Source organism: Vibrio salinus, from assembly GCF_021272385.1.
Classification (GTDB): domain Bacteria; phylum Pseudomonadota; class Gammaproteobacteria; order Enterobacterales; family Vibrionaceae; genus Vibrio; species Vibrio salinus.
In genome coordinates, this window is the sequence record NZ_JAJSDZ010000009.1 from 178379 (window position 1) to 202439 (window position 24061).

Sequence of the window (24061 nt, forward strand, 5' to 3'; positions counted from 1 at the left end):
ATCTGTAAAGGATTGAGTGGCTTGAGATGAAAAAAAGAACCTATTTATTTTCTTCGGTGTTTCTGACATTAATTTCGGTGCAGGCTCTGGCGTCTGAGGCGCAATTTGATGTTGACCTGCTTGCATCGGATTACAGTTATAAAGAGCCATCTATAATGAGCCTGAAGGGAACGTTGATTGGTATCGGCGCAAATTTAACCCTTCGAAATGAAGGGTTGATGTACCGGTTGGAAGGAAGCTATCAGAAAGGCAATTTGGATTACACCAGCACATCAACTGGTTCAGATGATGGAATTCCTAACTACATCTACGAATTAAGAGGCATGCTGGGAGTGGATATGCCGGGTAGCGGTGCTTTAGTTACCCCATATACCGGACTGGGACTTCGCAGATTAGTTGATAAATCTTCCGGAAGACTAACCACAACAGGGAATTGGGGCTATGAACGGACTCAGGATTACGTATATATCCCTGTCGGCGTTTTTTGGCAATCCGCCGTTAATGGTTGGGCTATTAAAACAAATCTAGAATATGACTACCTTGTATACGGACATAACCGTTCCGAAACCGGGTACGTTACCGGTTATGATTTAACGTTTGAACAAACCAGTGGTTATGGACTCAGAGGGTCAGTTTCCCTTGAAACACCATTGCAATGGGGAGCCATTTCTTCTGTCGGGATTACACCTTATATTAACTACTGGAATATCGATTCATCAGACCGTAGGGTTGTGGGAAATCAGGCGTATATTGAGCCGAAAAATACCACGGAAGAATTGGGTATAAAAATCCGATTTGGTTTCTGACTCTAAAAGTGTTTCTGGTGTTGTTTGTTTTTTATTCAGTGCTTGCAAGTCATTCGTAAGTCTGTATAATACGCCCCCACTGACGTTATGTCAGTTGTGAACCAATGAGCAGCGAGGAGTAGGCCCGGCCTAGTAATGTATACTCAGCTTATGTTCGCAGTTAATTAAAATTTAGCTCAAGTGAGTTAATCATCTATTAGCTGACAACGCGCCCGATTTGGGTGCTACGGTTTCACATAAATCAATCGACATTCTCTCATTTTGAAAAGAAAGTGAGTCAGAGTGGCGATATTGTTTGTGTAATTTAATTAGAATTGGAGCTCTGTCTCATGCAGAACCAACGTATCCGTATCCGCCTTAAAGCTTTCGATTACAAATTGATCGATGCTTCTACAGCGGAAATCGTTGAAACAGCAAAACGTACCGGCGCACAGGTTCGTGGTCCAATCCCACTGCCTACCCGTAAAGAACGTTTCACTGTTCTTATCTCTCCACACGTCAACAAGAAAGCTCGTGATCAGTACGAAATCCGTACTCACAAGCGTCTAATCGATATCGTTGAACCAACAGATAAAACTGTTGATGCATTGATGCGTCTAGATCTAGCTGCTGGCGTAGATGTACAAATCAGCCTAGGTTAAGGGAGATTAGAAGAATGATTGGTCTAGTCGGACGTAAAGTGGGTATGACCCGCGTTTTTACTGAAGAAGGCGTTTCTATCCCAGTAACTGTTGTTGAAGTGCAAAACAACCGCGTAACTCAAGTTAAAACACTTGAAAGCGATGGTTATGCTGCAATCCAGGTTACTGCAGGCGCTAAAAAAGCAAGCCGTGTAACAAAACCAGAAGCTGGTCACTATGCGAAAGCAGGTGTTGAAGCTGGTAACGGTTTGTGGGAATTCCGTTTAGAAAACGGTGAAGAGTTTGAAATTGGCGCTGAGCTGAAAGTTGAACTTTTCAATGAAATCAAGAAAGTAGACGTTACTGGTACATCGAAAGGTAAAGGTTTCCAGGGTGCTGTTAAGCGCTGGAATTTCCGTACTCAAGATATGACTCACGGTAACTCATTGTCTCACCGTGCTCCTGGTTCTATCGGTCAATGTCAGACTCCAGGTCGCGTATTTAAAGGCAAGAAAATGGCAGGTCACATGGGTGATGAGCGTGTAACGACTCAGAACCTGGAGATCGTACGTGTTGACGCTGAGCGCAATCTGCTTCTTATTAAAGGTGCAGTCCCAGGCTCAACTGGCGCTAACGTGATCGTTAAACCAGCTGTTAAAGCATAACGTCTAGGAGTAAGTAATGGAATTGATGGTTAAAGGTGCTGACGCACTAACTGTTTCCGAAACTACTTTCGGACGTGAGTTCAACGAAGCTCTTGTTCATCAAGTAGTTGTTGCATTTGCAGCAGGTGCTCGTCAAGGTACTCGTGCTCAAAAAACACGTTCAGAAGTTTCTGGCGGCGGCGCTAAACCATGGCGTCAAAAAGGTACTGGCCGTGCACGTGCTGGTACAATTCGTAGCCCAATCTGGCGTACAGGTGGTGTTACTTTTGCTGCGAAACCACAGGATCACAGCCAAAAAGTAAACAAAAAAATGTACCGCGGTGCTATGAAAGCAATTCTTTCTGAGCTGGTTCGTCAAGAACGTTTAATCGTTGTTGATAACTTCTCAGTAGAAGCACCAAAAACTAAAGAGCTAGTAGCTAAGCTTAAAGAACTTGAACTTAACGATGTTCTTATCGTTACTGGCGAAGTAGACGAGAATCTATTCTTAGCTGCGCGTAACCTGTATAAAGTTGACGTACGTGACGCTGCGGGTATTGACCCTGTTAGCTTAATCGCGTTTGACAAGGTTCTAATGACTGCAGCCGCAGTTAAGCAAGTTGAGGAGATGCTGGCATGATCAGTGAAGAGCGTCTACTAAAAGTTCTACGTGCTCCACATATCTCTGAAAAAGCGACATTGGTTGCCGAAAAAGCAAACACAGTTGTTTTTAAAGTATCAATCGATGCAACTAAAAAAGAGATCAAAGCAGCGGTAGAAAAACTATTTGAAGTTGAAGTTGAATCTGTAAATACCCTTATCACTAAGGGTAAGACCAAACGTCAAGGTCTACGCCAGGGTCGCCGTAGCGACGTTAAAAAAGCGTACGTTACTTTGAAAGAAGGTCAAGATCTTGACTTTGTTGGCGGCGCGGAATAACAGGAGTAGTTGAAAAATGGCTATTGTTAAATGTAAGCCGACTTCGGCTGGTCGTCGTCACGTAGTTAAAGTTGTTAACGCTGACCTTTACAAAGGTAAGCCTTATGCACCACTTCTAGAGAAAAACTCTAAAAACGGTGGTCGTAACAACAACGGTCGTATTACTGTTCGTCACATTGGTGGCGGTCATAAACAACACTACCGTGTAATCGACTTTAAACGTACTAAAGATGGTATCCCAGCTAAGGTTGAGCGTATTGAATACGATCCAAACCGTAGCGCGAACATCGCTCTAGTACTATATGCAGATGGTGAACGTCGTTACATCATCGCACCAAAAGGCATCCAAGCTGGTGATTCAATCCAGTCTGGTGTTGATGCACCAATTAAAGCAGGTAACACGCTTCCTATGCGTAATATCCCTGTAGGTTCTACAGTTCACAATGTTGAACTTAAACCAGGTAAAGGTGCTCAGCTAGCTCGTTCTGCTGGTGCATACGCGCAAATCGTTGCTCGTGATGGTGCATACGTAACTATCCGTCTACGTTCTGGTGAAATGCGTAAAGTTCTTTCTGAAGGCCGTGCAACTATCGGTGAAGTTGGTAACCATGAGCATATGCTACGTGAACTGGGTAAAGCCGGTGCTAAACGTTGGCGTGGTGTTCGTCCAACTGTACGTGGTGTTGTAATGAACCCGGTTGACCACCCACATGGTGGTGGTGAAGGTCGTACTTCTGGTGGTCGTCACCCAGTATCTCCTTGGGGTATGCCAACGAAAGGCTTCAAGACACGTAAGAACAAACGCACTGACAAGTACATTGTACGTCGTCGTAATAAGTAATCTATTTAAGAGGATAAGCCATGCCACGTTCTCTCAAGAAAGGTCCATTTATTGACCTACACTTGCTGAAGAAGGTAGAGAAAGCGGTGGAAAGCGGAGACAAAAAGCCTATTAAGACTTGGTCCCGTCGTTCAATGATCATTCCATCAATGATTGGATTGACCATCGCTGTCCATAATGGTCGTCAGCACGTTCCAGTTTTTGTAACTGACGAGATGATCGGTCACAAGTTGGGCGAATTTGCACCTACTCGTACTTACCGCGGTCACGCTGCGGATAAGAAAGCTAAGAAGAAATAAGGAGTGAAAATGGAAGCTTTAGCTAAACATAACTTTGCTCGCATTTCTCCTCAGAAAGCTCGCTTAGTTGCAGATTTAATCCGCGGTAAGAATGTTGACCAAGCGCTAGAAATTCTAACTTTCAGCAACAAAAAAGCTGCTGATCTTGTGAAGAAAGTTCTTGAGTCTGCTATCGCTAACGCGGAGCACAACGAAGGTGCAGATATTGACGACCTACGTGTCGCTAAGATCTTCGTAGATGAGGGCCCTGTCATGAAGCGTATTATGCCTCGTGCCAAAGGTCGTGCGGATCGTATCTTGAAGCGTTCAAGCCACATTACTGTGGTTGTCGCAGATCGCTAAGAGACTAGGAGAGTAAGCAATGGGTCAGAAAGTACATCCAAATGGTATTCGTCTGGGCATCGTTAAGCCTTGGAATGCTACATGGTTTGCTAACACCAAAGAATTCGCTGACAACCTAGACGGCGACTTCAAGGTACGTCAGTTCCTGACTAAGGAATTGTCAAAAGCGTCTCTATCACGCATCGTTATCGAGCGTCCTGCTAAGAGTATTCGTGTGACTATTCACACTGCTCGTCCAGGTGTTGTTATCGGTAAGAAAGGTGAAGACGTTGAGAAGCTACGCGCAGCTGTAGCTAAAATCGCAGGTGTACCAGCGCAGATTAACATCGCTGAAGTACGTAAACCTGAGCTAGATGGCCAGTTAGTGGCTGATAGCATCGCGTCTCAGCTAGAACGTCGTGTTATGTTCCGTCGTGCAATGAAGCGTGCGGTACAAAATGCAATGCGTCTAGGCGCTAAAGGTATCAAAGTAGAAGTAAGTGGCCGTCTAGGCGGTGCTGAAATTGCGCGTACTGAATGGTATCGTGAAGGCCGTGTGCCTCTACATACTCTTCGTGCTGATATTGATTACGCAACTTCTTCGGCTCACACTCAATACGGTGTGATCGGCGTTAAAGTTTGGATCTTCAAAGGTGAAATCCTTGGTGGAATGCCAGCAGCTAACGCAGTTGAGCCAAAGGCTGACAAGCCTAAGAAGCAGCGTAAAGGCCGTAAGTAAGGAGTCGACAGATGCTACAACCTAAACGTACAAAGTTCCGTAAGGTTCATACAGGTCGTAACCGTGGTCTAGCAAAAGGTACTGAAGTATCATTCGGTACTTTCGGTTTGAAAGCTGTAGGCCGTGGTCGTCTAACTGCTCGTCAGATCGAAGCTGCACGTCGTGCTATGACACGTGCCGTTAAGCGTCAAGGTAAAATCTGGATTCGTGTATTCCCAGACAAACCTATCACAGAAAAACCGCTTGAAGTTCGTCAGGGTAAAGGTAAAGGTAACGTTGAGTACTGGGTAGCCCAAATCCAACCTGGAAAGGTTATGTACGAAATGGGTGGTGTCCCTGAAGAGTTGGCTCGTGAAGCATTTGCTCTTGCAGCAGCTAAACTGCCATTCAAGACTACGTTTGTAACTAAACAGGTGATGTGATGAAAGCACAAGATCTACGCGAAAAAAGCGTTGAAGAGCTAAATACTGAGCTTATGGGTTTACTACGTGAACAGTTTAACCTGCGTATGCAGGCAGCAACTGGTCAGCTACAGCAAACTCATACTCTGAAAGCTGTACGCCGTGATATCGCACGTGTGAAAACTGTTTTGACTGAGAAGGCAGGCGCATAATGAGCGACAATATTCGTACTCAACAAGGCCGTGTTGTTAGCGACAAAATGGACAAATCTATTGTTGTTGCTATCGAACGTTTCGTAAAACATCCAATTTACGGAAAATTCGTAAAACGCACGACCAAAATTCACGCACATGACGAAAACAACGAGTGTAGCCAAGGCGATACTGTTGAAATTCGTGAGTGTCGTCCACTGTCTAAGACTAAATCTTGGACTTTGGTGAAAGTTTTAGAAAAAGCGAAAATGTAATTTGCTGATTCTATAACAAAGGCGGCTCCCAAAAATTTTTGGGGCCGCTTATTTTTTGACTACCCATTATTAAAAAAGGGTGGTACAATTCGCGTCCCTTTAAAGAGGCAGCCCGACCCGAGAGGGTCTAGTTTTTTAATATTTAGCGGAGCACTAACATGATCCAAATGCAAAGTATGCTGGACGCAGCTGATAACTCAGGCGCCCGCAGCGTAATGTGTATTAAGGTTCTGGGTGGCTCTCACCGTCGTTATGCACATATCGGTGACATCATCAAAGTTACTGTTAAGGAAGCAATTCCTCGCGGTAAAGTGAAAAAAGGTGATGTACTGAAGGCGGTGGTAGTTCGCACCCGTAAAGGCGTACGTCGTCCAGACGGTTCTGTCATTCGCTTCGACCGTAATGCTTGCGTATTGCTAAATAACAATACAGAGCAACCAATCGGTACACGTATCTTTGGTCCAGTGACTCGCGAACTTCGTAATGCACAATTTATGAAGATCGTATCTCTGGCTCCAGAAGTATTGTAAGGAGCGTTCAAAGATGGCAGCTAAAATCCGTCGTAACGACGAAATCATCGTTCTTGCTGGTAAAGATAAAGGCAAGAAAGGTAAAGTAACTAAGGTTCTGACAACTGGTAAAGTTATCGTTGAAGGTATCAACCTTGTTAAGAAACACCAAAAGCCTGTTCCGGCTCTAGGTCAACAAGGTGGCATCGTTGAAAAAGAAGCAGCAATTGACGCTTCTAACGTTGCAATTTTCAATGCGGCAACTGGTAAAGCAGACCGTGTAGGTTTCCGTTTTGAAGAAGGCAAAAAAGTGCGTTTCTTCAAATCGAATGGCGAAACAATTAAGTAATTTGGAGTTCTACTATGGCGAAACTGCATGATTACTACAAGTCGTCTGTAGTCGCTGAATTGACCAAACAGTTCAGCTACTCAAGCGTCATGCAAGTCCCTAGGATTGAGAAAATCACCCTAAACATGGGCGTTGGTGAAGCAATCAACGATAAGAAACTGCTGGAAAACGCAGCTTCAGATATGGCTACGATCTCTGGTCAAAAGCCACTTATCACTAAAGCGCGTAAGTCTGTTGCAGGCTTCAAAATTCGTGAAGGCTACCCAATTGGTTGTAAAGTAACCTTGCGTGGCGAACGTATGTGGGATTTCTTAGAGCGTTTAATCTCTATTGCTCTTCCACGTGTACGTGACTTCCGTGGTGTTAGCGCTAAGTCTTTTGACGGTCGCGGTAACTATAGCATGGGCGTTCGCGAGCAAATCATCTTCCCGGAAATCGACTACGATAAAGTCGATCGTGTACGCGGTCTTGATATCACTATCACGACAACTGCGAAATCCGATGAGGAAGGCCGTGCTCTGCTGGCTGCCTTTAACTTCCCATTCCGTAAGTAAGGTGAAGGGTTACTGTTATGGCTAAAGTATCAATGAAAGCACGTGAAGAAAAACGTGCAAAGCTAGTAGCAAAGTATGCTGAAAAGCGTGCAGCGCTAAAAGCAACAATTAACGATGTAAACGCATCTGAAGAAGAGCGTTGGAATGCGGTTCTTAAACTGCAAGCACTTCCACGTGATTCAAGTGCATCTCGTCAGCGCAACCGTTGTAACCAAACTGGTCGTCCACATGGTTACCTGCGTAAGTTCGGTTTAAGCCGTATTAAAGTTCGTGAAGCTTGCATGAAAGGCGAGATTCCTGGGCTTCGTAAGGCTAGCTGGTAATTGCCACTTAATCATTTGGAGTAAAGTTTATGAGCATGCAAGATCCGATTTCGGATATGCTGACCCGTATTCGTAACGGTCAGGCAGCAAACAAAGTTGCTGTAAAAATGCCTTCTTCAAAGCTGAAAGTTGCAATTGCTGCACTTCTAAAAGCTGAAGGCTATATCGAAGATTACGCCGTTGACGGCGAAGCAAAACCTGAGCTTGAAGTTACTCTTAAGTACTTCCAGGCTAAACCTGTAATCGAGCAAATCAAACGTGTATCACGTCCTGGTCTGCGCGTTTATAAGAAAAAAGACGACCTACCATCTGTAATGGGCGGTTTGGGTGTTGCTGTTGTTTCCACTTCCAAGGGTCTTATGTCAGACCGTGCTGCACGTAAAGCAGGTCTTGGTGGTGAAATCATTTGCTACGTAGCTTAATAATAGGAGTAGGATATGTCTCGTGTTGCTAAAGCACCTGTCGCTATTCCAGCTGGCGTAGAGGTGAAATTAAACGGCCAAGAGATCACTGTAAAAGGTCCTAAAGGTGAGCTAGTTCGCGTATTTAATGACGCGGTAGTTATCGCTCAGGAAGACGGTCATTTTACATTTGGTCCTCGTGAAGGCGTTGCTAACGCATGGGCTCAAGCAGGTACTGCTCGTGCTCTAGTTAACAACATGGTTAAAGGTGTTACAGAAGGCTTTTCTAAGAAGCTTGAACTTAAAGGTGTGGGTTACCGTGCTGCTGTTAAAGGCAACTCAGTATCTCTGACTTTAGGTTTCTCTCATCCTGTTGATCATGAATTACCAGCAGGCATTAAAGCTGAATGTCCAACTCAAACTGAAATTGTTATTTCTGGTTGTTCTAAAGAGTTGGTCGGTCAAGTGGCTGCGAATATTCGCTCTTACCGCGAACCTGAACCATATAAAGGTAAAGGTGTGCGTTACGCAGATGAATATGTGCGTGTTAAAGAAGCTAAGAAGAAGTAAGGTAACGCTATGGATAAGAAAGCATCTCGCATCCGTCGTGCCACTCGTGCACGTCGTAAGATTGCAGAACTGGGTGCAACTCGCCTAGTCGTACACCGTACTCCTCGTCATGTGTACGCACAGGTAATTGCAGCTAACGGCTCTGAGGTTATCGCAGCAGCTTCTACTGTAGAAAAAGCGATCCGTGAGCAAGTTAAGAATACTGGTAACGTTGATGCAGCAAAAGTAGTCGGTAAGGCTATTGCTGAGCGCGCTCTTGAAAAAGGCGTTGCAGAAGTTGCATTTGATCGTTCTGGTTTCCAATACCACGGTCGAGTAGCGGCGCTAGCAGAGTCTGCTCGCGAAGCTGGTCTGAAATTCTAAGGTAGGGTTGGAAGATGGCTAAAGAACAACAACAAGCTAGTGATTTGCAAGAAAAGCTGATCGCTGTTAACCGTGTATCAAAGACGGTTAAAGGTGGTCGAATCATGAGCTTCACCGCACTGACTGTCGTTGGTGATGGTAATGGTCGCGTAGGTTTCGGTTACGGTAAAGCACGTGAAGTGCCTGCCGCGATTCAAAAAGCAATGGAAAAAGCGCGTCGTAATATGACAACTATCGCGCTTAACGAAGGTACCCTTTTCCACCCGGTTAAAGGTCGCCACTCGGGCTCTAAAGTTTACATGCAGCCAGCTGCAGAAGGTACAGGTGTTATCGCCGGTGGTGCGATGCGTGCTGTACTTGAAGTTGCAGGTGTACACAACGTACTATCTAAAGCATACGGTTCTACGAACCCAATCAATATCGTTCGTGCAACGATTGATGCTCTGGGTAGCATGAAGTCACCAGAAATGGTTGCAGCTAAACGTGGTCTAACTGTTGAATCTATTTCGGAGTAAGAACACCATGGCAACTATTAAAGTAACTCAAACTAAAAGCTCAATTGGTCGCCTACCAAAGCACAAAGCGTGTCTTAAAGGTCTGGGCCTTCGTAAAATCAACCACACAGTAGAACTTGAAGATACTCCGTGTATTCGCGGCATGATCAACAAGGTTTACTACATGGTTAAAGTTGAGGAGTAATCAGAATGCGTTTGAATACTCTATCACCGGCTGCGGGTTCTAAACCTTCTAAAAAGCGTTTAGGTCGTGGTATCGGTTCTGGCCTTGGTAAAACAGGTGGCCGCGGTCACAAAGGTCAAAAGTCACGTTCTGGCGGTAAAGTTCGTCCAGGTTTTGAAGGCGGTCAGATGCCTCTGAAACAACGTTTACCTAAGTTCGGTTTCAAATCTCGTAAGAGCTTTGTTTCTGCTGAAGTTCGTCTAGGCGAACTGGCAAAAGTAACAGGTGAAGTTGTTGATCTAAACAGCCTTAAAGCAGCTAACGTTATCACTAAAAATATTGAGAATGTAAAAATCGTTCTTTCTGGTGAAATCGCTAAAGCTGTGACTGTTAAAGGTCTACGCGTGACAAAAGGCGCTAAAGCTGCAATCGAAGCTGCAGGCGGTAAAATCGAGGAATAATCTCGAGGAACGAGGTACAGATGGCTAAGAAACCAGGACAAGATATTCGTAGTGCTCAGAGCGGCGTCAGTGAATTAAAGTCGCGCTTATTATTCGTATTGATCGCACTTTTAGTTTTCCGAGCGGGCTCTTTTGTGCCGATTCCTGGTATTGACGCAACTGTACTTGCCGAATTGTTCGAACAGCAAAAAGGGACCATCGTAGAAATGTTTAACATGTTCTCCGGTGGTGCTCTTTCGCGTGCATCTATATTAGCATTGGGTATTATGCCGTATATTTCGGCATCAATTGTTGTCCAATTGCTGACTGTAGTTCATCCTGCGTTAGCTGAACTCAAAAAAGAGGGTGAAGCAGGCCGTCGTAAGATTAGCCAATATACGCGTTATGGCACGCTTGTTCTTGCAATATTCCAGGCGTTAGGTATTGCAACTGGATTACCAAATATGGTCAACAATCTGGTCGTTATCGATCAAACCATGTTTACATTCATTGCAACCGTGAGTCTAGTAACCGGCACCATGTTTTTGATGTGGTTAGGTGAACAAATTACAGAACGCGGGATCGGTAATGGTATATCATTACTGATTTTTACTGGTATTGTTGCAGGGTTGCCAAAGGCAATCGGACAAACTATTGAGCAAGCGCGTCAAGGTGAATTGCATGTACTTCTGCTATTATTGATTGCGGTAATCTCATTTGCTGTTATTTACTTTGTTGTTTTCATGGAACGTGGTCAACGCCGTATCGTTGTTAACTACGCAAAACGTCAACAAGGTCGTAAAGTATTTGCAGCTCAGAGTACTCACCTACCATTGAAAATTAATATGGCAGGTGTTATTCCGGCAATCTTTGCATCAAGTATTATTTTGTTCCCAGGCACACTGGCACAGTGGTTTGGTAACGTGGGTGGCGAAGGCTCAGCATTTAGCTGGTTAACGCAAGTTTCTCTGGCATTGAGTCCTGGTCAGCCCCTTTATGTAATACTTTATGCGGTAGCGATTATCTTTTTCTGTTTCTTCTATACAGCGTTGGTGTTTAATCCTCGTGAAACAGCTGATAATCTTAAGAAGTCTGGTGCATTCGTACCCGGTATCCGCCCAGGTGAGCAGACAGCAAAATACATTGATAAAGTGATGACACGTTTAACTCTTGCGGGTGCGTTGTATATTACCTTTATCTGTCTGATTCCACAGTTCATGATGTCCGCTTGGAATGTTAGATTCTATTTTGGTGGAACGTCGCTACTTATCGTAGTGGTAGTTATTATGGACTTTATGGCACAGGTACAGACTCATCTGATGTCTAATCAGTATGATTCTGTGTTGAAAAAAGCGAATCTGAAAGGCTATGGTCGTTAATTACGATTTAGCTGCTAAGATTCTATTTACGGAGTTTAGCAATGAAAGTTCGTGCTTCCGTTAAAAAAATCTGCCGTAACTGTAAAATTATCAAGCGCAACGGTGTTGTTCGCGTAATTTGCAGTGAGCCAAAGCATAAACAGCGCCAAGGCTAATTAGCAGAAATTTTTACTTGAAAAATAAGGGTTGGTCGAGTATATTCCTCGGCCTACCTTTTGCGTGCAAAAGAAGTAGTCTTCCGCAACGTATCCTCAGCGGGCTTTGTTGCGGATAATTTCTTATTAGAGTACTAGGAGTGAATAGTGGCCCGTATAGCAGGCATTAACATTCCTGATCAGAAACATGCTGTAATCGCACTTACTGCGATTTACGGTGTCGGTAAAACTCGCTCACAAGCTATTCTTGCTGAAGCGGGTATTGCTGAGAATGTTAAGATCAGTGAACTAACTGAAGATCAGATCAATCAGCTGCGTGATGGTGTAGCTAAGTACACTGTAGAGGGTGATCTACGTCGTGAAGTTTCCATGAACATCAAGCGTCTTATGGACCTTGGCTGTTACCGTGGTCTTCGTCATCGTCGCAGTCTACCACTACGTGGACAGCGTACTAAAACCAATGCTCGCACCCGTAAGGGTCCGCGTAAGCCGATCAAGAAATAGTCGGGAAGGGTAAAGTACAATGGCTAAACAACCAACACGCGCACGTAAGCGCGTACGTAAGCAAGTCGCTGATGGCGTTGCGCATATTCATGCATCTTTTAACAACACAATCGTAACCATCACTGACCGTCAAGGTAACGCTCTGGCTTGGGCTACTGCAGGTGGTTCAGGTTTCCGTGGTTCTCGTAAGTCGACTCCGTTCGCTGCACAGGTTGCTGCAGAGCGTTGCGCAGAAATGGCTAAAGAATATGGCCTTAAGAATCTAGAGGTTATGGTTAAGGGTCCAGGTCCAGGTCGTGAATCTACTGTTCGCGCACTGAACGCTGCTGGTTTCCGTATCACAAACATCGTTGATGCGACACCAATCCCTCATAACGGTTGTCGTCCACCTAAGAAACGTCGCGTTTAACGTTTCGAGGAAGATTGGAGAAAGATCATGGCAAGATATTTGGGTCCTAAGCTTAAGCTTAGCCGTCGCGAAGGCACTGACTTGTTCCTTAAGTCTGGTGTTCGTGCGATCGATACCAAGTGTAAAATCGATAATGCACCAGGTGTACACGGCGCTCGTCGCGGCCGTTTGTCCGACTATGGTGTACAGCTTCGTGAGAAGCAAAAGGTACGTCGTATTTATGGCGTTCTGGAAAAACAATTCCGTAACTACTACAAAGAAGCTGCTCGTCTTAAAGGCAATACAGGTGAAAACCTGCTTCAGCTTCTTGAAGGTCGTCTAGATAATGTCGTTTATCGCATGGGCTTTGGTGCAACTCGCTCTGAAGCACGTCAGCTAGTTAGTCATAAAGCTATTCTAGTCAACGGCCAAGTGGTAAACATTCCTTCTTTCAATGTTGCGGCTAACGACGTTGTTTCTATCCGTGAGAAAGCGAAAAAGCAATCTCGCATTAAAGCGGCTCTTGAAGTTGCTGAACAACGCGAAAAACCAACTTGGATTGAAGTAGATGCAGGTAAGATGGAAGGTACGTTCAAGCGTTCGCCTGAGCGTTCAGATCTGTCAGCTGACATCAACGAACAATTGATCGTCGAGCTTTACTCTAAGTAAGGTTTAAATTAAAGAGAGGACACAATGCAGGGTTCTGTAACAGAATTTCTTAAGCCACGTCTTGTTGATATTGAACAGGTCAGCACGACACACGCAAAAGTAACTCTTGAGCCATTAGAGCGTGGTTTTGGCCATACTCTTGGTAATGCACTTCGCCGTATTCTTTTATCTTCTATGCCTGGTTGTGCAGTCACAGAAGTCGAAATTGAAGGCGTACTACACGAGTACAGCACAAAAGAAGGCGTTCAGGAGGACATTCTTGAGATTCTTCTAAACCTGAAAGGGTTAGCTGTTCGCGTTGCCGAAGGCAAAGATGAAGTGTTCATTACACTAAACAAATCAGGCTCGGGCCCTGTTGTTGCAGGTGACATCACTCATGAAGGTGATGTCGAGGTCGTAAACCCTGAGCACGTGATTTGTCATCTTACTGATGACAACGCTGAGATCGCTATGCGTATCAAAGTTGAACGTGGTCGTGGTTATGTTCCGGCTTCTGCTCGTATCCATACCGAAGAAGATGAGCGTCCTATTGGTCGTCTGCTTGTTGATGCTACCTACAGCCCAGTCGATAAAATCGCCTATGCTGTTGAAGCTGCACGTGTAGAACAACGCACCGATTTGGATAAGCTTGTTATCGACATGGAAACTAATGGAACGATCGAACCTGAGGAAGCTATTCGTCGTGCAGCAACAGTTCTTGCTGAGCAATTGGATGCATTCGTAGATCTTCGTGATGTACGAGTTCCTGAGGAAAAAGAAGAGAAGCCTGAATTCGATCCGATCCTATTGCGTCCTGTAGACGATCTTGAACTAACAGTTCGCTCTGCTAACTGTCTGAAAGCAGAAGCGATTCACTACATCGGTGATCTTGTACAGCGTACAGAGGTTGAGCTTCTTAAAACGCCTAACCTTGGTAAGAAATCTCTTACAGAGATTAAAGACGTACTTGCTTCACGTGGTCTGTCTCTGGGCATGCGCTTAGAAAATTGGCCACCTGCATCAATCGCTGAAGATTAATCGATAATAGTTAGAAGGATTTGGTCATGCGCCATCGTAAGAGTGGTCGTCAACTCAACCGCAACAGCAGTCATCGCAAAGCGATGTTCAGCAACATGGCTAGCTCTTTAGTACGTCATGAATTTATCAAGACTACTTTGCCAAAAGCAAAAGAGCTTCGCCGCGTAGTTGAGCCTTTGATTACACTAGCTAAGACTGACAGCGTTGCTAACCGTCGTCTGGCATTTGCACGTACTCGTGATAACGAAGTTGTTGCAAAATTATTTAACGAATTAGGTCCACGTTTTGCTAGCCGCCAAGGTGGCTACACTCGTATCCTAAAAGCTGGTTTCCGTGCTGGTGATAAAGCTCCAATGGCTTACATTGAGCTTGTTGATCGTCCAGAAGCTGAAGAAGCTGCTGAGTAATCAGTTTCGTGATTGAAAAAGCCGGGCATTTGCTCGGCTTTTTTGTTTTCTGTTAACACCAAGAGCTTTGTTTGCAATAATAAAATTTATGCATTCAGTGCCTGGTCAAGATCAGCAATAATATCATCTGAGTGTTCAATACCTACAGACAGGCGGATCATTTCAGGTAAGACACCAGCTTGTTTCTGCTCATGTTCGTCCAATTGTCTGTGAGTTGTTGAGGCCGGATGACAGGCCAGTGTTCGTGTATCGCCAATGTTGACAAGGCGTTTAATCATTTTTAATGAATCATAAAATTTCACACCAGCTTCGTATCCCCCTTTAAGACCGAATGAAAGAATACCGGATGGTCTCCCATCCATGTATTTCTGAGCCAGTGGATAGAATTCTGATTCTTCAAGCCCCGCATAACTTACCCAGCTGACCATCGGATGCTTCTTGAGATATTCAGCAACTTTGATGCTGTTTTCACAGTGTCTTTCCATCCGCAAAGGTAACGTTTCTACACCTTGTAAAATCAGAAATGAGTTCATTGGTGATAGAGTTGAGCCTGTATTTCTCATAGGGACAGTTCTTGCCCGGCCGATAAAGGCGGCATTCCCAAACGCTTCTGTATAAACGACACCGTGATAGGATGGTTCTGGCTGATTAAAAGCAGGAAAGCGGGATTTGTGTTTGGCCCATGGGAACTTTCCTGAATCAATAATAACGCCACCCAAAGAGTTACCATGCCCCCCGATGTATTTGGTGATCGAGTGGACAACGATATCTGCACCGTATTCAATAGGCTTACATAGCACAGGGCTTGCAACGGTATTATCGACAATAACCGGTACACCACGGGCGTGTGCTAATTTAGCGATACCTTCGATATCTGCGATGTTTCCGGCTGGATTACCAATTGATTCGCAATAGACAGCTTTTGTTTTGTCATCGATTAATTTTGCCAGACTTTCTGGCTTATCATCCTTAGCAAATTTTACGGTAACCCCCTGTTTTGGAAGCATGTGAGCAAATAGTGTATATGTACCACCGTATAACTGAGGGGTTGATACAATATTATCTCCAATTTCCGCCAGTGTCTGAACGGCATAATTAATAGCAGCGCTTCCTGAGCTGGTGACCAGCGCCCCTATTCCTCCTTCTAATGCCGCCAGTCGTTTTTCTAATACATCATTCGTTGGATTCATCAAACGGGTGTATATGTTTCCCGGGACCTCAAGATTAAATAAATCCGCCCCATGTTGAGCACTGTCAAACTCGTAGGATACTGTCTGAAAAATAGGAACTGCAACGGATTTTGTTGTTGGGTCGGTTTCGTAACCGAAATGTATGGCTAACGTATCGTCTTTCATTCTCGCTTTTCCTTAATGCAAAATACATACTTCCGATGAGTGTAAAGTAAGAGATTGAGCGTGAAAGGGATGTCAGCCAACCATTTTCACGCTTGATAAGGATAGATAATATACGGAGTTAATTATTGTTGCCAGAGAGAGGTGAGAGATGTGATAAGTTCTGAGGATGCGCCCTGGCCTGACAGGTATTTCAGGATTGTCGGTGCGAACTGGCTGACCATAGCAGAATCCATACCCAGTTGATTAAAAATAGTTGAGACTCCGCTCATGTCAGTTGATGTGTTAGAGAGTCCGGGAAGAGAACTGGTGAGTTTGTCCATGCCCGGAACAAGACTGGTCAGTTCACTGGACTGTGTTGATGATAATGCGCTTGATGCATAAGCCAGTAACGAACCTGAGCCTGCCGTTGCCTGAGCAGAGGACACGTCCAGAGAGTCGGTCAAGGCACTGACAAGTGGAGAGCCTGACTGAGTATTAACTTTACCGGCGAGACCGGTGGCAAGGGAAGAAAGAGTACTGCTGTCTAATTTTGATGCCGCATCGGTGGCTGAGCCCAGATTAAACGCGGCATAGGCAGGAGTGGCTGAGAGTAGTGCAGTAAGGGATAAGGTGACGAAAGGTTTATTCATTGTAGTGACTCCACAAGAAGAAATTCAATAAAACACCTATAGTATAGTAACCACAAAAAAGCGGTGTAAATAACACCGCTTCATGTTCTTATCTTTGTTCTTAGATATTAAACAATATCAAGAAGTTCTACTTCAAAAACAAGCGCTGCGAATGGTGGAATTGCTGCGCCTGCGCCTCGTTCTCCATAAGCAAGATCCTGAGGAATAAACAGTTTCCATTTAGAACCAACAGTCATAAGCTGAAGCGCTTCAACCCAGCCCTTAATAACGCCGGTTACCGGGAATTCAACTGGTTCACCACGAGAAACAGAGCTGTCGAAAACCGTGCCGTCTGTTAACTGTCCATGGTAATGAACACGCACGGTGTTATCAGCTGTTGGTTTAGCACCTTCACCTTCAGTAATCACTTCATACTGTAGTCCTGATTCAAGAACGTTCACTTCTTCGCGTTTTGCATTTTCCTGCAGGAATGCTTCACCTTCTGCTGAAGCGGCTTTAGCCGATTCTTCACGGACTTTTTGTGCACGGGCATGGATTTCCTGAAGGGCGTTGTTGATATCATCAACTTCAAGTGCTGGCTTTTCACCTTTCAGTGCAGTTGCAATACCTTCAGAAATCGATGAAATATCAAGACCTTCAAGGCCGCTTCCTGCTAATTGCTGACCCATTTGCAGGCCAATACCATAACTTGCTTTTTGTTCGACTGTTTCAAATTTTACTTCAGACATTGGTCTGTCTCTCTTATTCGATGTATAAAGTTGGCTAGGATAACAGTTAAAGCGGGCGGATTAAATGATGATTTGTTATAACTTGTTGTCAACCACACAAATGCCAATCAATGCAATCATTTTGCAAAACACGTTCAGATTTATGTCAACGTTTCGATTCTTTTACTAATTGCTCTATACTAGGAAGGCTGGAATTCATATACTTATTTCAGGCAGGAAGGAGACGGACAACGATGAATCATCGGCGTAGTAAAGAAAGTAGTTATTCAGGGTATTTCACTGTTTTACAACAGAAGTGCTCTGAATTTGACTTTCAGTTATCTCTGGCCGGTATCCGTAACCTTTGGGATGATTTTCCCACCCGCCATAAGCGGATTTTAATGGGACTGGTCACTTTTGTTATTGTGATGATGTTTATCCCTTTACCCTCGGTTTCGGATCAAAAGGCTGATGATACTGTTACGGGGCAGCAGCCAAAGCGCATTCCATTGACTTTGAACGCTCAGGATATGTCAAATCAGGCTGAAATGACCGAAAAGCGGGCGATTCGTTCTTCTGCCTGGGTCACATATACCATTAAAAATGGTGATACATTATCGAAAGTATTTCGTAATAATGATTTATCAATAGCGGATTTGCACGCACTTGTCAGAGCTGAAGGGCCTGATAAACCATTGAGCAATATCAGACCGGGTCAGTTAATTCGTTTTAAATTCGCTAAAAATGGTCAGTTAGACATTCTTCAGTTAGAAAAGAGCGACCAGTCAGTCATGTTTTTCCGTTTATCTGGTGGTGGCTTTGGCCGCAGTAAATAGTTTTCCTGTAGTCAGTTTTCGTTAACAGATAAGAATGTCATACTTACGTGAGGGATCCCATCTTCCAGGTAGGGCTTACCGCAGCAGGAAAAGCCATGAGCGCGGTAAAATTTTTCCAGATGCAACTGAGCACTGATTTTTATTGTGTTATCCGGCCATTGTAGGTGGCAGTGTTTAATCGCTTCATTTAACAGTTCATGACCTAAGCCGTTGGCTCTTTGATCTTCTCTGACAATGACCCGTCCGATACTTGGGTATTGATAACTGATACCGGGGGGTAATAACCGGGCGTACGCAAGAATCTCGTCCGATTCCGATAAAGCCAACAGATGCATTACACCATCAGCCATATCTTTATCATCCAAATCTGAATATGGACAATTTTGTTCAACAACAAAAACATCAATACGCAATTTAATCAATTCATAAAGTTGCTTATTTGAGAGCGCTTCGAATGCGATGGTTTTCCAGGTAATCATTATTTCCCTTTCCGGTATCAACAGGAAAGAAAATCATCGCCCATCAAAAATTGAAATTCAAACGTTTAATTTATTTTTATATTTGTTTTTGGAATAAAAAATAAAATTATAGAATTTCGCGCAATAAGACTATATCGCCATAATGCACTTATCAGATGGTTAGGAGTTGAGCAAGATGGAGAAGGATAAAACGGTTATTTCACTGCATGAGAATTACCCGCCGCGATTCGTGGAGGATTCTTCACGTCGTGATATGAGTTTATCTCAATATTCGAAAGCTCAGCTTCATCCGGGAGAAGTTGCGCTAATCGGGGCAGGACCTGGTGATTCGGAGCTTCTCACCCTGAAAGCATTAAGTTTTCTTCAGCAAGCTGATGTTGTTCTCTATGACTATCTTGTTTCAGATGAAATTATGGCGCTCATCCCCGGTGATGTCATTTTGGTTTGTGTTGGGAAAAGAGCCGGTCACCACAGTGTTTCTCAGGATAAAACCAATCAGTTATTAGTCGACTTTGCCAGACAGGGGCATCGTGTGGCCCGGATTAAAGGTGGCGATCCCTTTATTTTCGGCCGGGGAGGTGAAGAGTTAGAAGTTCTGTTTGATGCCGGAATTTCTTTTCAGGTCATTCCGGGAATTACAGCGGCTGCAGGCGCAACGGCCTATGCAGGGATACCGTTAACGCATAGAGATTTTGCTCAATCTGCCATTTTTGTTACCGGTCATGTGAAAGAAGACAGCGATGAAATGCAATGGTCAACATTGGCAAAAGGAAATCAGACACTGGTTATTTATATGGGGCTGATGAAGTCTAGCTACATTCAGGAGCAGCTTATTTTTCATGGACGTGCTGCTGAAACACCAATCGCCATTATTGAGCGTGGTACTCAGCTTTCTCAGAAAGTCTTTAAAGGGAAGTTAAGTGAACTTGCTTTGTTATCCTCTGATGCGAGATCGCCCTCTCTGATCGTTGTGGGAGAAGTCGTTTCATTATCGGAAAAACTGAATTGGTTTGGAAATGAACAACACATTGCTGAGAGAAAATATCAGCTTGCATAAACAAAATAAAACGCTAATAGCAAAATGCTTGCACAGTGATTCAAAAGGAAGCAAGAGATGGATCAACGCTTAACACATTTAAAACAGTTAGAAGCAGAAAGTATTCACATTATTCGTGAAGTGGCAGCGGAGTTTTCTAATCCGGTCATGATGTATTCCATCGGTAAAGATTCATCTGTCATGCTGCATCTTGCCCGTAAAGCTTTTTATCCTGGAAAGATACCTTTTCCACTACTCCATGTCGATACGGACTGGAAATTTCAGGAAATGATCAAATTCCGTGATGAAACGGCTAAAAAGTACAATCTGGATTTGATTGTACATAAAAACCCGGAAGGGTTAGCGATGAATATTAGTCCGTTTGAAAATGGATCGAAGCACACAGATCTGATGAAAACACAAGGGCTTAAACAAGCCCTTAATAAGTATGGTTTTGATGCCGCTTTCGGTGGTGCCCGGCGTGATGAGGAAAAGTCCCGGGCTAAAGAACGGGTGTATTCATTCCGTGATAAAAATCATGCATGGGATCCTAAAAATCAGCGTCCGGAGTTATGGCGTACTTATAACAGTCAGATAAATAAAGGTGAAAGTATTCGGGTTTTTCCGCTTTCAAACTGGACTGAACTGGATATCTGGCAATACATCTATCTGGAAGGTATTGATATTGTGCCGCTTTATTTTGCTGAAAAAAGGCCGGTTGTTGAGCGTGATGGCATGTTGATAATGGTTGATGATGATCGGTTTAAGCTCGAACCGGGAGAAAAAATAGAAAGGAAAAATGTGCGTTTCCGGACTCTGGGGTGTTATCCATTAACGGGGGCCATTGAATCTGAGGCAGACACGTTGCCGGAAATCATCGAAGAAATGTTGGTTGCGACATCCAGTGAGCGACAGGGGCGGGCGATCGACCATGATCAGTCCGGATCGATGGAACTGAAAAAACGCCAGGGTTATTTCTAAGGATCTAAGGAAAGTACGATGAATAATGCAGTTCAAATTCAATTAGATGAGTTAGGTATCGAGGGATACCTGAATCAGCATCAACATAAGTCACTACTTAGATTCCTGACATGTGGTTCGGTTGATGATGGAAAAAGTACACTCATTGGCCGTCTTCTACATGATTCGAAGCAAATTTATGAAGATCAACTGGCTGCAGTTAAAACGGACAGTCAGCGGGTAGGAACAACCGGGGAGCGTCCTGATTTAGCATTACTTGTTGATGGGCTACAGGCAGAACGTGAGCAGGGTATTACGATTGATGTTGCTTACCGGTATTTTTCAACACAAAAGCGGAAATTCATTATTGCGGATACTCCGGGGCATGAACAGTATACCCGGAATATGGCAACAGGTGCTTCAACGTGTGATCTTGCCGTTATTTTGATTGATGCCCGTAAAGGGATTCTGGATCAGACTCGTCGGCACTCATTTATTTCCAATTTGTTAGGGTTAAAGCATTTTGTTGTTGCGGTTAATAAAATGGATTTAGTGGATTACTCTGAGGATGTTTTTGAAAAAATAAAACAAGACTATCTGGATTTTTCTGAGAACCTTAAGGGTGACATTGATATTCGAGTTATTCCTATTTCCGCTCTTGAAGGGGATAACGTCGTCGAGCCAAGTGTTCATATGGGGTGGTATAACGGAAGTTCTCTGCTTGATGTTCTGGAAACGGTGAATATCGATGAAGTGAAAGGTAAGGGAGAGTTTCGTTTCCCTGTGCAATATGTAAGCCGCCCTAATCTGGATTTCAGAGGGTTTGCCGGTACAGTTGCTGCTGGAAATATTTCAGTTGGTGATACCGTTAAAGTGCTTCCATCCGGTAAAACATCGACGGTTTCTCGTATTGTGACTTTTGATGGTGATCTACAGAAGGCGATGTCCGGTCAGGCTGTAACCCTGACATTAGCCGATGAAATTGATATCAGTCGCGGAGATCTGATTCTTCGTGCTGACGATGAAACCGAGGTAACAAACCATTTGCTTGCGGATGTTGTATGGATGACCGAAGCTCCGCTTGAGACCGGGCGTGAATACGATATCAAAATTGCCGGTAAAAAAACCATCGGTAAGGTGAAAACGGTTCGTCATCAGTATGACATTAATAATATTTCGACGTTTGAGTCAGAACAGCTTCCTTTAAATGGGATTGGCTTATGTGAATGGACCTTCAATGAGGCTGTTTCGCTTGATCGTTACCTCGATTGTGCTGATACGGGGGGCTTTATTATTATTGATCGGTTAACCAATGTGACTGTCGGAGCCGGACTGGTACGGGATGGCCTTCTGTCTGCAGAGCATCCGGTTAATGATGCCCCCACATTTGAAATTGAGCTGAATGCCTTGATCCGCAAACACTTCCCTCATTGGGAAGCAAAAGATATCAGTCAGTTTTTTCGTTAATTGACTATCGATAAAGGGAAATCCAGTCAGGTGATTAATCTCTGTCTGGTTTTCCTTTCTTTTTCTGAGGTGAGAGATGTGGGAACAGGATTTAGTCATTGCTATTTTGGTTGGTACGATGGCCTGTCTGGTAGTGACACACATTAAACCAAGCAACATTTTTGCCGGGGCTGCGTTTATTGCGTTTATCAGCGGTATGCTTGATTTACACAGCGTGACCGCTAATTTTACGAATTCTTCTCTGCTGACATTGGTATTACTGATTTTGTCTTCTGTGGCATTGGAGAAGACGCGTTTGATTGGCTGGATGGGACGGTGTATTTCTCAGGGCAAACTTGGCGTTGTCGTTGCGAAACTGGGACTTTCCACCGCTCTTCTTTCTTCATTTACGAATAATACTGCAGTGGTTGTTTCGCTTATTGGTACAATAAAAAGAAATCAGCAACACTCGCCGTCAAAATTATTGATCCCGCTTTCTTATACTGCCATTTTTGGTGGTACGTTAACGCTGATTGGTACATCAACAAACCTGATCATCAACAGTTTTGTTGAAGATGCCGGATTGCCGAGTCTTGGCTTTTTCTCTCCGACGCTGATTGGGTTGGCTGTTCTTGCCGGCGGGCTGATATTATTGATACCACTGAGTTATTTATTGCCTAACCGCGAAGAAAATTCGCAGGAAGAATTACCCTACTTTTTGGAAGCAAAAGTGGAAAAAGGGTCATCACTGATCGGGCGGAGCATCAGTGAAAATAAGCTCAGAGCACTGCGAAAATTATTTCTTGCCGAAGTCATTCGTGATGGGGAAAGTGTGCCTTCTGTTCATCCTGATTTTGTTCTGCAGTCAGGGGACCGGCTTTTGTTTTGCGGGGATATCGAGAGCGTATCCATACTGCAGGAAATACCCGGGTTAACTTTATTTGGTCAGCATCAACTCAATGGGCAGAGTTTTATTGAGGTTGTGATCAGCTCATCGGCCAGTTTCTGCAGTAAAACACTGAAATCAAGCCGTTTCAGGGAACACTATGATGCTGTTGTTATCGCCATTCGCCGTGGACATGAACGTCTGGAAGGGGGATTGGGTAATATTTCCCTGATGGCCGGTGATACATTGATTCTTGTTCCGGGCAAACGGTTTGAAACGGAGCGAAAGAAGAACCGCAGAGACTTTGTTGTAATGAATGATCTGGAATCTGGTGTAAAGCTGGATACCGCTAAATCCAGTGGAGTTCTGGTGGGGTTTGCCGCGGTTATCGGGTTAGCATTGTTTAATGTTTTGCCAATTATTAAAGGTTTGTCTGTCTATCTTCTCTTTCTGGTGGTTTTTGGCATCGTTCACTTGAATGAATTAAGGCGCCGTTTCCCCATCGATATAGTGGTTATTGTAGGCTCAGCTCTGTCTCTGGCTCAGTTGATGATTTCAACCGGAGTTTCGAATGAAATGGGCAATGTTTTAATTCAGGCTTTTAACGGTTGGGGCGTTTATGGTGCTTTGATAGCCACTTATGTGATTACACTGGTGCTTACTGAATTAGTTACTAATAATGCTGCGGCTGCTTTATCGTTTCCAATCGGTTACAGCATGGCTGTTGCTTATGGGGCAGATCCTATGCCGTTTGTGATGGCGGTTCTGTTTGGTGCGAGTGCAAGCTTTGTGTCTCCGTACGGATATCAGACAAATTTACTTGTTTATACTGTAGGAAATTATCGGTTAAGTGATTATGTCCGGGTCGGATTACCTATCTCTCTGGTGTACTCTGTGCTGGTGCTGTTACTGATACCGCTATTTTTCCCTTTTAATGTTTAAAGG

38 protein-coding genes are annotated in these 24061 nt (G+C 44.1%); 34 read left to right on the top strand and 4 right to left on the bottom strand.

What is annotated here, in order from left to right:
• Nucleotides 1-26: 26 nt before the first annotated feature.
• From LRQ06_RS08855 to rplQ, 29 genes are all read left to right on the top strand, one after another.
• Nucleotides 27-806: an outer membrane beta-barrel protein gene (locus LRQ06_RS08855; RefSeq protein ID WP_232766006.1), complete on the top strand. Its 780-nt coding sequence runs from the start codon at nt 27-29 to the stop codon at nt 804-806.
• A 329-nt stretch (nt 807-1135) separates the two neighbouring features.
• A complete protein-coding gene (gene rpsJ, locus LRQ06_RS08860) occupies nt 1136-1447 on the top strand; it encodes a 30S ribosomal protein S10 (protein WP_004410492.1) in 312 nt (103 codons plus the stop codon).
• Nucleotides 1448-1461: 14 nt separating this feature from the next.
• A complete protein-coding gene (gene rplC, locus LRQ06_RS08865) occupies nt 1462-2091 on the top strand; it encodes a 50S ribosomal protein L3 (protein WP_232766007.1) in 630 nt (209 codons plus the stop codon).
• Between the two features lie 16 nt (nt 2092-2107).
• Nucleotides 2108-2710: a 50S ribosomal protein L4 gene (gene rplD, locus LRQ06_RS08870; protein ID WP_232766008.1), complete on the top strand. Its 603-nt coding sequence runs from the start codon at nt 2108-2110 to the stop codon at nt 2708-2710.
• Complete coding sequence (gene rplW, locus LRQ06_RS08875; RefSeq protein WP_232766009.1) at nt 2707-3009, top strand: 50S ribosomal protein L23; 303 nt, start codon at nt 2707-2709, stop codon at nt 3007-3009. Before rplD ends, rplW begins: the two co-directional genes overlap by 4 nt.
• A 16-nt stretch (nt 3010-3025) precedes the next feature.
• Entirely contained in the window at nt 3026-3850 is an 825-nt protein-coding gene (gene rplB / locus LRQ06_RS08880; RefSeq protein WP_232766010.1) for a 50S ribosomal protein L2, read from the top strand.
• 20 nt (nt 3851-3870) lie between these two features.
• On the top strand, nt 3871-4149 hold the full coding sequence (gene rpsS, locus LRQ06_RS08885) for a 30S ribosomal protein S19 (protein ID WP_004398469.1): 279 nt from the start codon (nt 3871-3873) through the stop codon (nt 4147-4149).
• A 9-nt stretch (nt 4150-4158) separates the two neighbouring features.
• The gene (gene rplV, locus LRQ06_RS08890) at nt 4159-4491 is read left to right on the top strand and encodes a 50S ribosomal protein L22 (protein ID WP_124938718.1); all 333 of its coding nucleotides are present in this window, start codon (nt 4159-4161) and stop codon (nt 4489-4491) included.
• Nucleotides 4492-4510: 19 nt separating this feature from the next.
• Complete coding sequence (rpsC, locus tag LRQ06_RS08895) at nt 4511-5209, top strand: 30S ribosomal protein S3 (RefSeq protein WP_232766011.1); 699 nt, start codon at nt 4511-4513, stop codon at nt 5207-5209.
• A gap of 11 nt (nt 5210-5220) precedes the next feature.
• The gene (gene rplP / locus LRQ06_RS08900; RefSeq protein WP_232766012.1) at nt 5221-5631 is read left to right on the top strand and encodes a 50S ribosomal protein L16; all 411 of its coding nucleotides are present in this window, start codon (nt 5221-5223) and stop codon (nt 5629-5631) included.
• The gene (gene rpmC, locus LRQ06_RS08905) at nt 5631-5822 is read left to right on the top strand and encodes a 50S ribosomal protein L29 (RefSeq protein WP_232766013.1); all 192 of its coding nucleotides are present in this window, start codon (nt 5631-5633) and stop codon (nt 5820-5822) included. Before rplP ends, rpmC begins: the two co-directional genes overlap by 1 nt.
• The gene (rpsQ, locus tag LRQ06_RS08910; RefSeq protein ID WP_232766014.1) at nt 5822-6076 is read left to right on the top strand and encodes a 30S ribosomal protein S17; all 255 of its coding nucleotides are present in this window, start codon (nt 5822-5824) and stop codon (nt 6074-6076) included. Before rpmC ends, rpsQ begins: the two co-directional genes overlap by 1 nt.
• A gap of 158 nt (nt 6077-6234) precedes the next feature.
• On the top strand, nt 6235-6606 hold the full coding sequence (rplN, locus tag LRQ06_RS08915) for a 50S ribosomal protein L14 (protein WP_232766015.1): 372 nt from the start codon (nt 6235-6237) through the stop codon (nt 6604-6606).
• A gap of 13 nt (nt 6607-6619) precedes the next feature.
• Nucleotides 6620-6934 (top strand): 50S ribosomal protein L24, encoded by a 315-nt coding sequence (gene rplX, locus LRQ06_RS08920; protein WP_232766016.1) that lies wholly within the window; start codon nt 6620-6622, stop codon nt 6932-6934.
• Between the two features lie 14 nt (nt 6935-6948).
• Nucleotides 6949-7488 (top strand): 50S ribosomal protein L5, encoded by a 540-nt coding sequence (gene rplE, locus LRQ06_RS08925; RefSeq protein WP_232766017.1) that lies wholly within the window; start codon nt 6949-6951, stop codon nt 7486-7488.
• Between the two features lie 17 nt (nt 7489-7505).
• Nucleotides 7506-7811: a 30S ribosomal protein S14 gene (gene rpsN, locus LRQ06_RS08930; RefSeq protein WP_232766018.1), complete on the top strand. Its 306-nt coding sequence runs from the start codon at nt 7506-7508 to the stop codon at nt 7809-7811.
• Between the two features lie 29 nt (nt 7812-7840).
• The gene (rpsH, locus tag LRQ06_RS08935; protein ID WP_232766019.1) at nt 7841-8233 is read left to right on the top strand and encodes a 30S ribosomal protein S8; all 393 of its coding nucleotides are present in this window, start codon (nt 7841-7843) and stop codon (nt 8231-8233) included.
• A 15-nt stretch (nt 8234-8248) separates the two neighbouring features.
• Nucleotides 8249-8782, top strand: a complete 534-nt coding sequence (rplF, locus tag LRQ06_RS08940; protein ID WP_232766020.1) for a 50S ribosomal protein L6 — start codon at nt 8249-8251, stop codon at nt 8780-8782.
• A 9-nt stretch (nt 8783-8791) separates the two neighbouring features.
• Nucleotides 8792-9145 carry a 50S ribosomal protein L18 gene (rplR, locus tag LRQ06_RS08945; RefSeq protein WP_232766021.1) on the top strand — a complete coding sequence of 118 codons (354 nt, stop codon included), beginning with the start codon at nt 8792-8794 and terminating at the stop codon, nt 9143-9145.
• A 14-nt stretch (nt 9146-9159) separates the two neighbouring features.
• A complete protein-coding gene (gene rpsE / locus LRQ06_RS08950; RefSeq protein WP_073579735.1) occupies nt 9160-9660 on the top strand; it encodes a 30S ribosomal protein S5 in 501 nt (166 codons plus the stop codon).
• A 7-nt stretch (nt 9661-9667) separates the two neighbouring features.
• Entirely contained in the window at nt 9668-9844 is a 177-nt protein-coding gene (gene rpmD / locus LRQ06_RS08955; RefSeq protein ID WP_053438826.1) for a 50S ribosomal protein L30, read from the top strand.
• A gap of 5 nt (nt 9845-9849) precedes the next feature.
• Nucleotides 9850-10284: a 50S ribosomal protein L15 gene (gene rplO / locus LRQ06_RS08960; RefSeq protein WP_232766022.1), complete on the top strand. Its 435-nt coding sequence runs from the start codon at nt 9850-9852 to the stop codon at nt 10282-10284.
• A 20-nt stretch (nt 10285-10304) separates the two neighbouring features.
• Nucleotides 10305-11642, top strand: coding sequence for a preprotein translocase subunit SecY (gene secY, locus LRQ06_RS08965; protein ID WP_232766023.1), 1338 nt, complete (start codon nt 10305-10307; stop codon nt 11640-11642).
• A 41-nt stretch (nt 11643-11683) separates the two neighbouring features.
• Nucleotides 11684-11797, top strand: coding sequence for a 50S ribosomal protein L36 (gene rpmJ, locus LRQ06_RS08970; RefSeq protein WP_039969906.1), 114 nt, complete (start codon nt 11684-11686; stop codon nt 11795-11797).
• A gap of 147 nt (nt 11798-11944) precedes the next feature.
• A complete protein-coding gene (rpsM, locus tag LRQ06_RS08975; RefSeq protein WP_232766024.1) occupies nt 11945-12301 on the top strand; it encodes a 30S ribosomal protein S13 in 357 nt (118 codons plus the stop codon).
• A gap of 19 nt (nt 12302-12320) precedes the next feature.
• Nucleotides 12321-12710: a 30S ribosomal protein S11 gene (gene rpsK / locus LRQ06_RS08980; protein ID WP_001118870.1), complete on the top strand. Its 390-nt coding sequence runs from the start codon at nt 12321-12323 to the stop codon at nt 12708-12710.
• A 27-nt stretch (nt 12711-12737) separates the two neighbouring features.
• Nucleotides 12738-13358, top strand: a complete 621-nt coding sequence (rpsD, locus tag LRQ06_RS08985; protein WP_232766025.1) for a 30S ribosomal protein S4 — start codon at nt 12738-12740, stop codon at nt 13356-13358.
• 24 nt (nt 13359-13382) lie between these two features.
• Nucleotides 13383-14375: a DNA-directed RNA polymerase subunit alpha gene (locus LRQ06_RS08990; RefSeq protein ID WP_232766026.1), complete on the top strand. Its 993-nt coding sequence runs from the start codon at nt 13383-13385 to the stop codon at nt 14373-14375.
• A 26-nt stretch (nt 14376-14401) separates the two neighbouring features.
• The gene (gene rplQ, locus LRQ06_RS08995; RefSeq protein ID WP_232766027.1) at nt 14402-14782 is read left to right on the top strand and encodes a 50S ribosomal protein L17; all 381 of its coding nucleotides are present in this window, start codon (nt 14402-14404) and stop codon (nt 14780-14782) included.
• A gap of 86 nt (nt 14783-14868) precedes the next feature.
• Here rplQ and LRQ06_RS09000 read toward each other — a convergent pair whose 3' ends face one another.
• The 3 genes from LRQ06_RS09000 to bamJ form a co-directional block, all read right to left on the bottom strand.
• Nucleotides 14869-16137, bottom strand: coding sequence for an O-acetylhomoserine aminocarboxypropyltransferase/cysteine synthase family protein (locus LRQ06_RS09000; RefSeq protein WP_232766028.1), 1269 nt, complete (start codon nt 16135-16137; stop codon nt 14869-14871).
• 122 nt (nt 16138-16259) lie between these two features.
• Nucleotides 16260-16766 (bottom strand): DUF2780 domain-containing protein, encoded by a 507-nt coding sequence (locus LRQ06_RS09005; protein ID WP_232766029.1) that lies wholly within the window; start codon nt 16764-16766, stop codon nt 16260-16262.
• A gap of 107 nt (nt 16767-16873) precedes the next feature.
• Nucleotides 16874-17494, bottom strand: a complete 621-nt coding sequence (gene bamJ / locus LRQ06_RS09010; protein WP_232766030.1) for a BamJ family beta-barrel-assembly machinery protein — start codon at nt 17492-17494, stop codon at nt 16874-16876.
• 233 nt (nt 17495-17727) lie between these two features.
• Here bamJ and LRQ06_RS09015 point away from each other — a divergent pair, with 233 nt between their 5' ends.
• The gene (locus LRQ06_RS09015) at nt 17728-18309 is read left to right on the top strand and encodes a LysM-like peptidoglycan-binding domain-containing protein (protein WP_232766031.1); all 582 of its coding nucleotides are present in this window, start codon (nt 17728-17730) and stop codon (nt 18307-18309) included.
• 11 nt (nt 18310-18320) lie between these two features.
• Here LRQ06_RS09015 and LRQ06_RS09020 read toward each other — a convergent pair whose 3' ends face one another.
• Nucleotides 18321-18788, bottom strand: a complete 468-nt coding sequence (locus LRQ06_RS09020) for a GNAT family N-acetyltransferase (RefSeq protein WP_232766032.1) — start codon at nt 18786-18788, stop codon at nt 18321-18323.
• A 175-nt stretch (nt 18789-18963) separates the two neighbouring features.
• On the opposite strand from LRQ06_RS09020, the gene cobA reads away from it, so the two are divergent.
• From cobA to LRQ06_RS09040, 4 genes are all read left to right on the top strand, one after another.
• Entirely contained in the window at nt 18964-19845 is an 882-nt protein-coding gene (gene cobA / locus LRQ06_RS09025) for a uroporphyrinogen-III C-methyltransferase (protein WP_373054817.1), read from the top strand.
• A 57-nt stretch (nt 19846-19902) separates the two neighbouring features.
• Nucleotides 19903-20805, top strand: coding sequence for a sulfate adenylyltransferase subunit CysD (cysD, locus tag LRQ06_RS09030; RefSeq protein ID WP_232766034.1), 903 nt, complete (start codon nt 19903-19905; stop codon nt 20803-20805).
• An 18-nt stretch (nt 20806-20823) separates the two neighbouring features.
• A complete protein-coding gene (gene cysN / locus LRQ06_RS09035; RefSeq protein ID WP_232766035.1) occupies nt 20824-22251 on the top strand; it encodes a sulfate adenylyltransferase subunit CysN in 1428 nt (475 codons plus the stop codon).
• A gap of 76 nt (nt 22252-22327) precedes the next feature.
• Nucleotides 22328-24058 carry an SLC13 family permease gene (locus LRQ06_RS09040; RefSeq protein ID WP_232766036.1) on the top strand — a complete coding sequence of 577 codons (1731 nt, stop codon included), beginning with the start codon at nt 22328-22330 and terminating at the stop codon, nt 24056-24058.
• Nucleotides 24059-24061 lie beyond the last annotated feature (3 nt).

Excerpts from the sequence above, each read along its gene's own strand:
- LRQ06_RS08855 (WP_232766006.1), top strand. The coding sequence starts at position 27 with ATGAAAAAAAGAACCTATTTATTTTCTTCGGTGTTTCTGACATTAATT.
- rpsJ (WP_004410492.1), top strand. The coding sequence starts at position 1,136 with ATGCAGAACCAACGTATCCGTATCCGCCTTAAAGCTTTCGATTACAAA.
- rplC (WP_232766007.1), top strand. The coding sequence starts at position 1,462 with ATGATTGGTCTAGTCGGACGTAAAGTGGGTATGACCCGCGTTTTTACT.
- rplD (WP_232766008.1), top strand. The coding sequence starts at position 2,108 with ATGGAATTGATGGTTAAAGGTGCTGACGCACTAACTGTTTCCGAAACT.
- rplW (WP_232766009.1), top strand. The coding sequence starts at position 2,707 with ATGATCAGTGAAGAGCGTCTACTAAAAGTTCTACGTGCTCCACATATC.
- rplB (WP_232766010.1), top strand. The coding sequence starts at position 3,026 with ATGGCTATTGTTAAATGTAAGCCGACTTCGGCTGGTCGTCGTCACGTA.
- rpsS (WP_004398469.1), top strand. The coding sequence starts at position 3,871 with ATGCCACGTTCTCTCAAGAAAGGTCCATTTATTGACCTACACTTGCTG.
- rplV (WP_124938718.1), top strand. The coding sequence starts at position 4,159 with ATGGAAGCTTTAGCTAAACATAACTTTGCTCGCATTTCTCCTCAGAAA.
- rpsC (WP_232766011.1), top strand. The coding sequence starts at position 4,511 with ATGGGTCAGAAAGTACATCCAAATGGTATTCGTCTGGGCATCGTTAAG.
- rplP (WP_232766012.1), top strand. The coding sequence starts at position 5,221 with ATGCTACAACCTAAACGTACAAAGTTCCGTAAGGTTCATACAGGTCGT.
- rpmC (WP_232766013.1), top strand. The coding sequence starts at position 5,631 with ATGAAAGCACAAGATCTACGCGAAAAAAGCGTTGAAGAGCTAAATACT.
- rpsQ (WP_232766014.1), top strand. The coding sequence starts at position 5,822 with ATGAGCGACAATATTCGTACTCAACAAGGCCGTGTTGTTAGCGACAAA.
- rplN (WP_232766015.1), top strand. The coding sequence starts at position 6,235 with ATGATCCAAATGCAAAGTATGCTGGACGCAGCTGATAACTCAGGCGCC.
- rplX (WP_232766016.1), top strand. The coding sequence starts at position 6,620 with ATGGCAGCTAAAATCCGTCGTAACGACGAAATCATCGTTCTTGCTGGT.
- rplE (WP_232766017.1), top strand. The coding sequence starts at position 6,949 with ATGGCGAAACTGCATGATTACTACAAGTCGTCTGTAGTCGCTGAATTG.
- rpsN (WP_232766018.1), top strand. The coding sequence starts at position 7,506 with ATGGCTAAAGTATCAATGAAAGCACGTGAAGAAAAACGTGCAAAGCTA.
- rpsH (WP_232766019.1), top strand. The coding sequence starts at position 7,841 with ATGAGCATGCAAGATCCGATTTCGGATATGCTGACCCGTATTCGTAAC.
- rplF (WP_232766020.1), top strand. The coding sequence starts at position 8,249 with ATGTCTCGTGTTGCTAAAGCACCTGTCGCTATTCCAGCTGGCGTAGAG.
- rplR (WP_232766021.1), top strand. The coding sequence starts at position 8,792 with ATGGATAAGAAAGCATCTCGCATCCGTCGTGCCACTCGTGCACGTCGT.
- rpsE (WP_073579735.1), top strand. The coding sequence starts at position 9,160 with ATGGCTAAAGAACAACAACAAGCTAGTGATTTGCAAGAAAAGCTGATC.
- rpmD (WP_053438826.1), top strand. The coding sequence starts at position 9,668 with ATGGCAACTATTAAAGTAACTCAAACTAAAAGCTCAATTGGTCGCCTA.
- rplO (WP_232766022.1), top strand. The coding sequence starts at position 9,850 with ATGCGTTTGAATACTCTATCACCGGCTGCGGGTTCTAAACCTTCTAAA.
- secY (WP_232766023.1), top strand. The coding sequence starts at position 10,305 with ATGGCTAAGAAACCAGGACAAGATATTCGTAGTGCTCAGAGCGGCGTC.
- rpmJ (WP_039969906.1), top strand. The coding sequence starts at position 11,684 with ATGAAAGTTCGTGCTTCCGTTAAAAAAATCTGCCGTAACTGTAAAATT.
- rpsK (WP_001118870.1), top strand. The coding sequence starts at position 12,321 with ATGGCTAAACAACCAACACGCGCACGTAAGCGCGTACGTAAGCAAGTC.
- rpsD (WP_232766025.1), top strand. The coding sequence starts at position 12,738 with ATGGCAAGATATTTGGGTCCTAAGCTTAAGCTTAGCCGTCGCGAAGGC.
- LRQ06_RS08990 (WP_232766026.1), top strand. The coding sequence starts at position 13,383 with ATGCAGGGTTCTGTAACAGAATTTCTTAAGCCACGTCTTGTTGATATT.
- rplQ (WP_232766027.1), top strand. The coding sequence starts at position 14,402 with ATGCGCCATCGTAAGAGTGGTCGTCAACTCAACCGCAACAGCAGTCAT.
- LRQ06_RS09000 (WP_232766028.1), bottom strand. The coding sequence starts at position 16,137 with ATGAAAGACGATACGTTAGCCATACATTTCGGTTACGAAACCGACCCA.
- LRQ06_RS09005 (WP_232766029.1), bottom strand. The coding sequence starts at position 16,766 with ATGAATAAACCTTTCGTCACCTTATCCCTTACTGCACTACTCTCAGCC.
- bamJ (WP_232766030.1), bottom strand. The coding sequence starts at position 17,494 with ATGTCTGAAGTAAAATTTGAAACAGTCGAACAAAAAGCAAGTTATGGT.
- LRQ06_RS09015 (WP_232766031.1), top strand. The coding sequence starts at position 17,728 with ATGAATCATCGGCGTAGTAAAGAAAGTAGTTATTCAGGGTATTTCACT.
- LRQ06_RS09020 (WP_232766032.1), bottom strand. The coding sequence starts at position 18,788 with ATGATTACCTGGAAAACCATCGCATTCGAAGCGCTCTCAAATAAGCAA.
- cobA (WP_373054817.1), top strand. The coding sequence starts at position 18,964 with ATGGAGAAGGATAAAACGGTTATTTCACTGCATGAGAATTACCCGCCG.
- cysD (WP_232766034.1), top strand. The coding sequence starts at position 19,903 with ATGGATCAACGCTTAACACATTTAAAACAGTTAGAAGCAGAAAGTATT.
- cysN (WP_232766035.1), top strand. The coding sequence starts at position 20,824 with ATGAATAATGCAGTTCAAATTCAATTAGATGAGTTAGGTATCGAGGGA.
- LRQ06_RS09040 (WP_232766036.1), top strand. The coding sequence starts at position 22,328 with ATGTGGGAACAGGATTTAGTCATTGCTATTTTGGTTGGTACGATGGCC.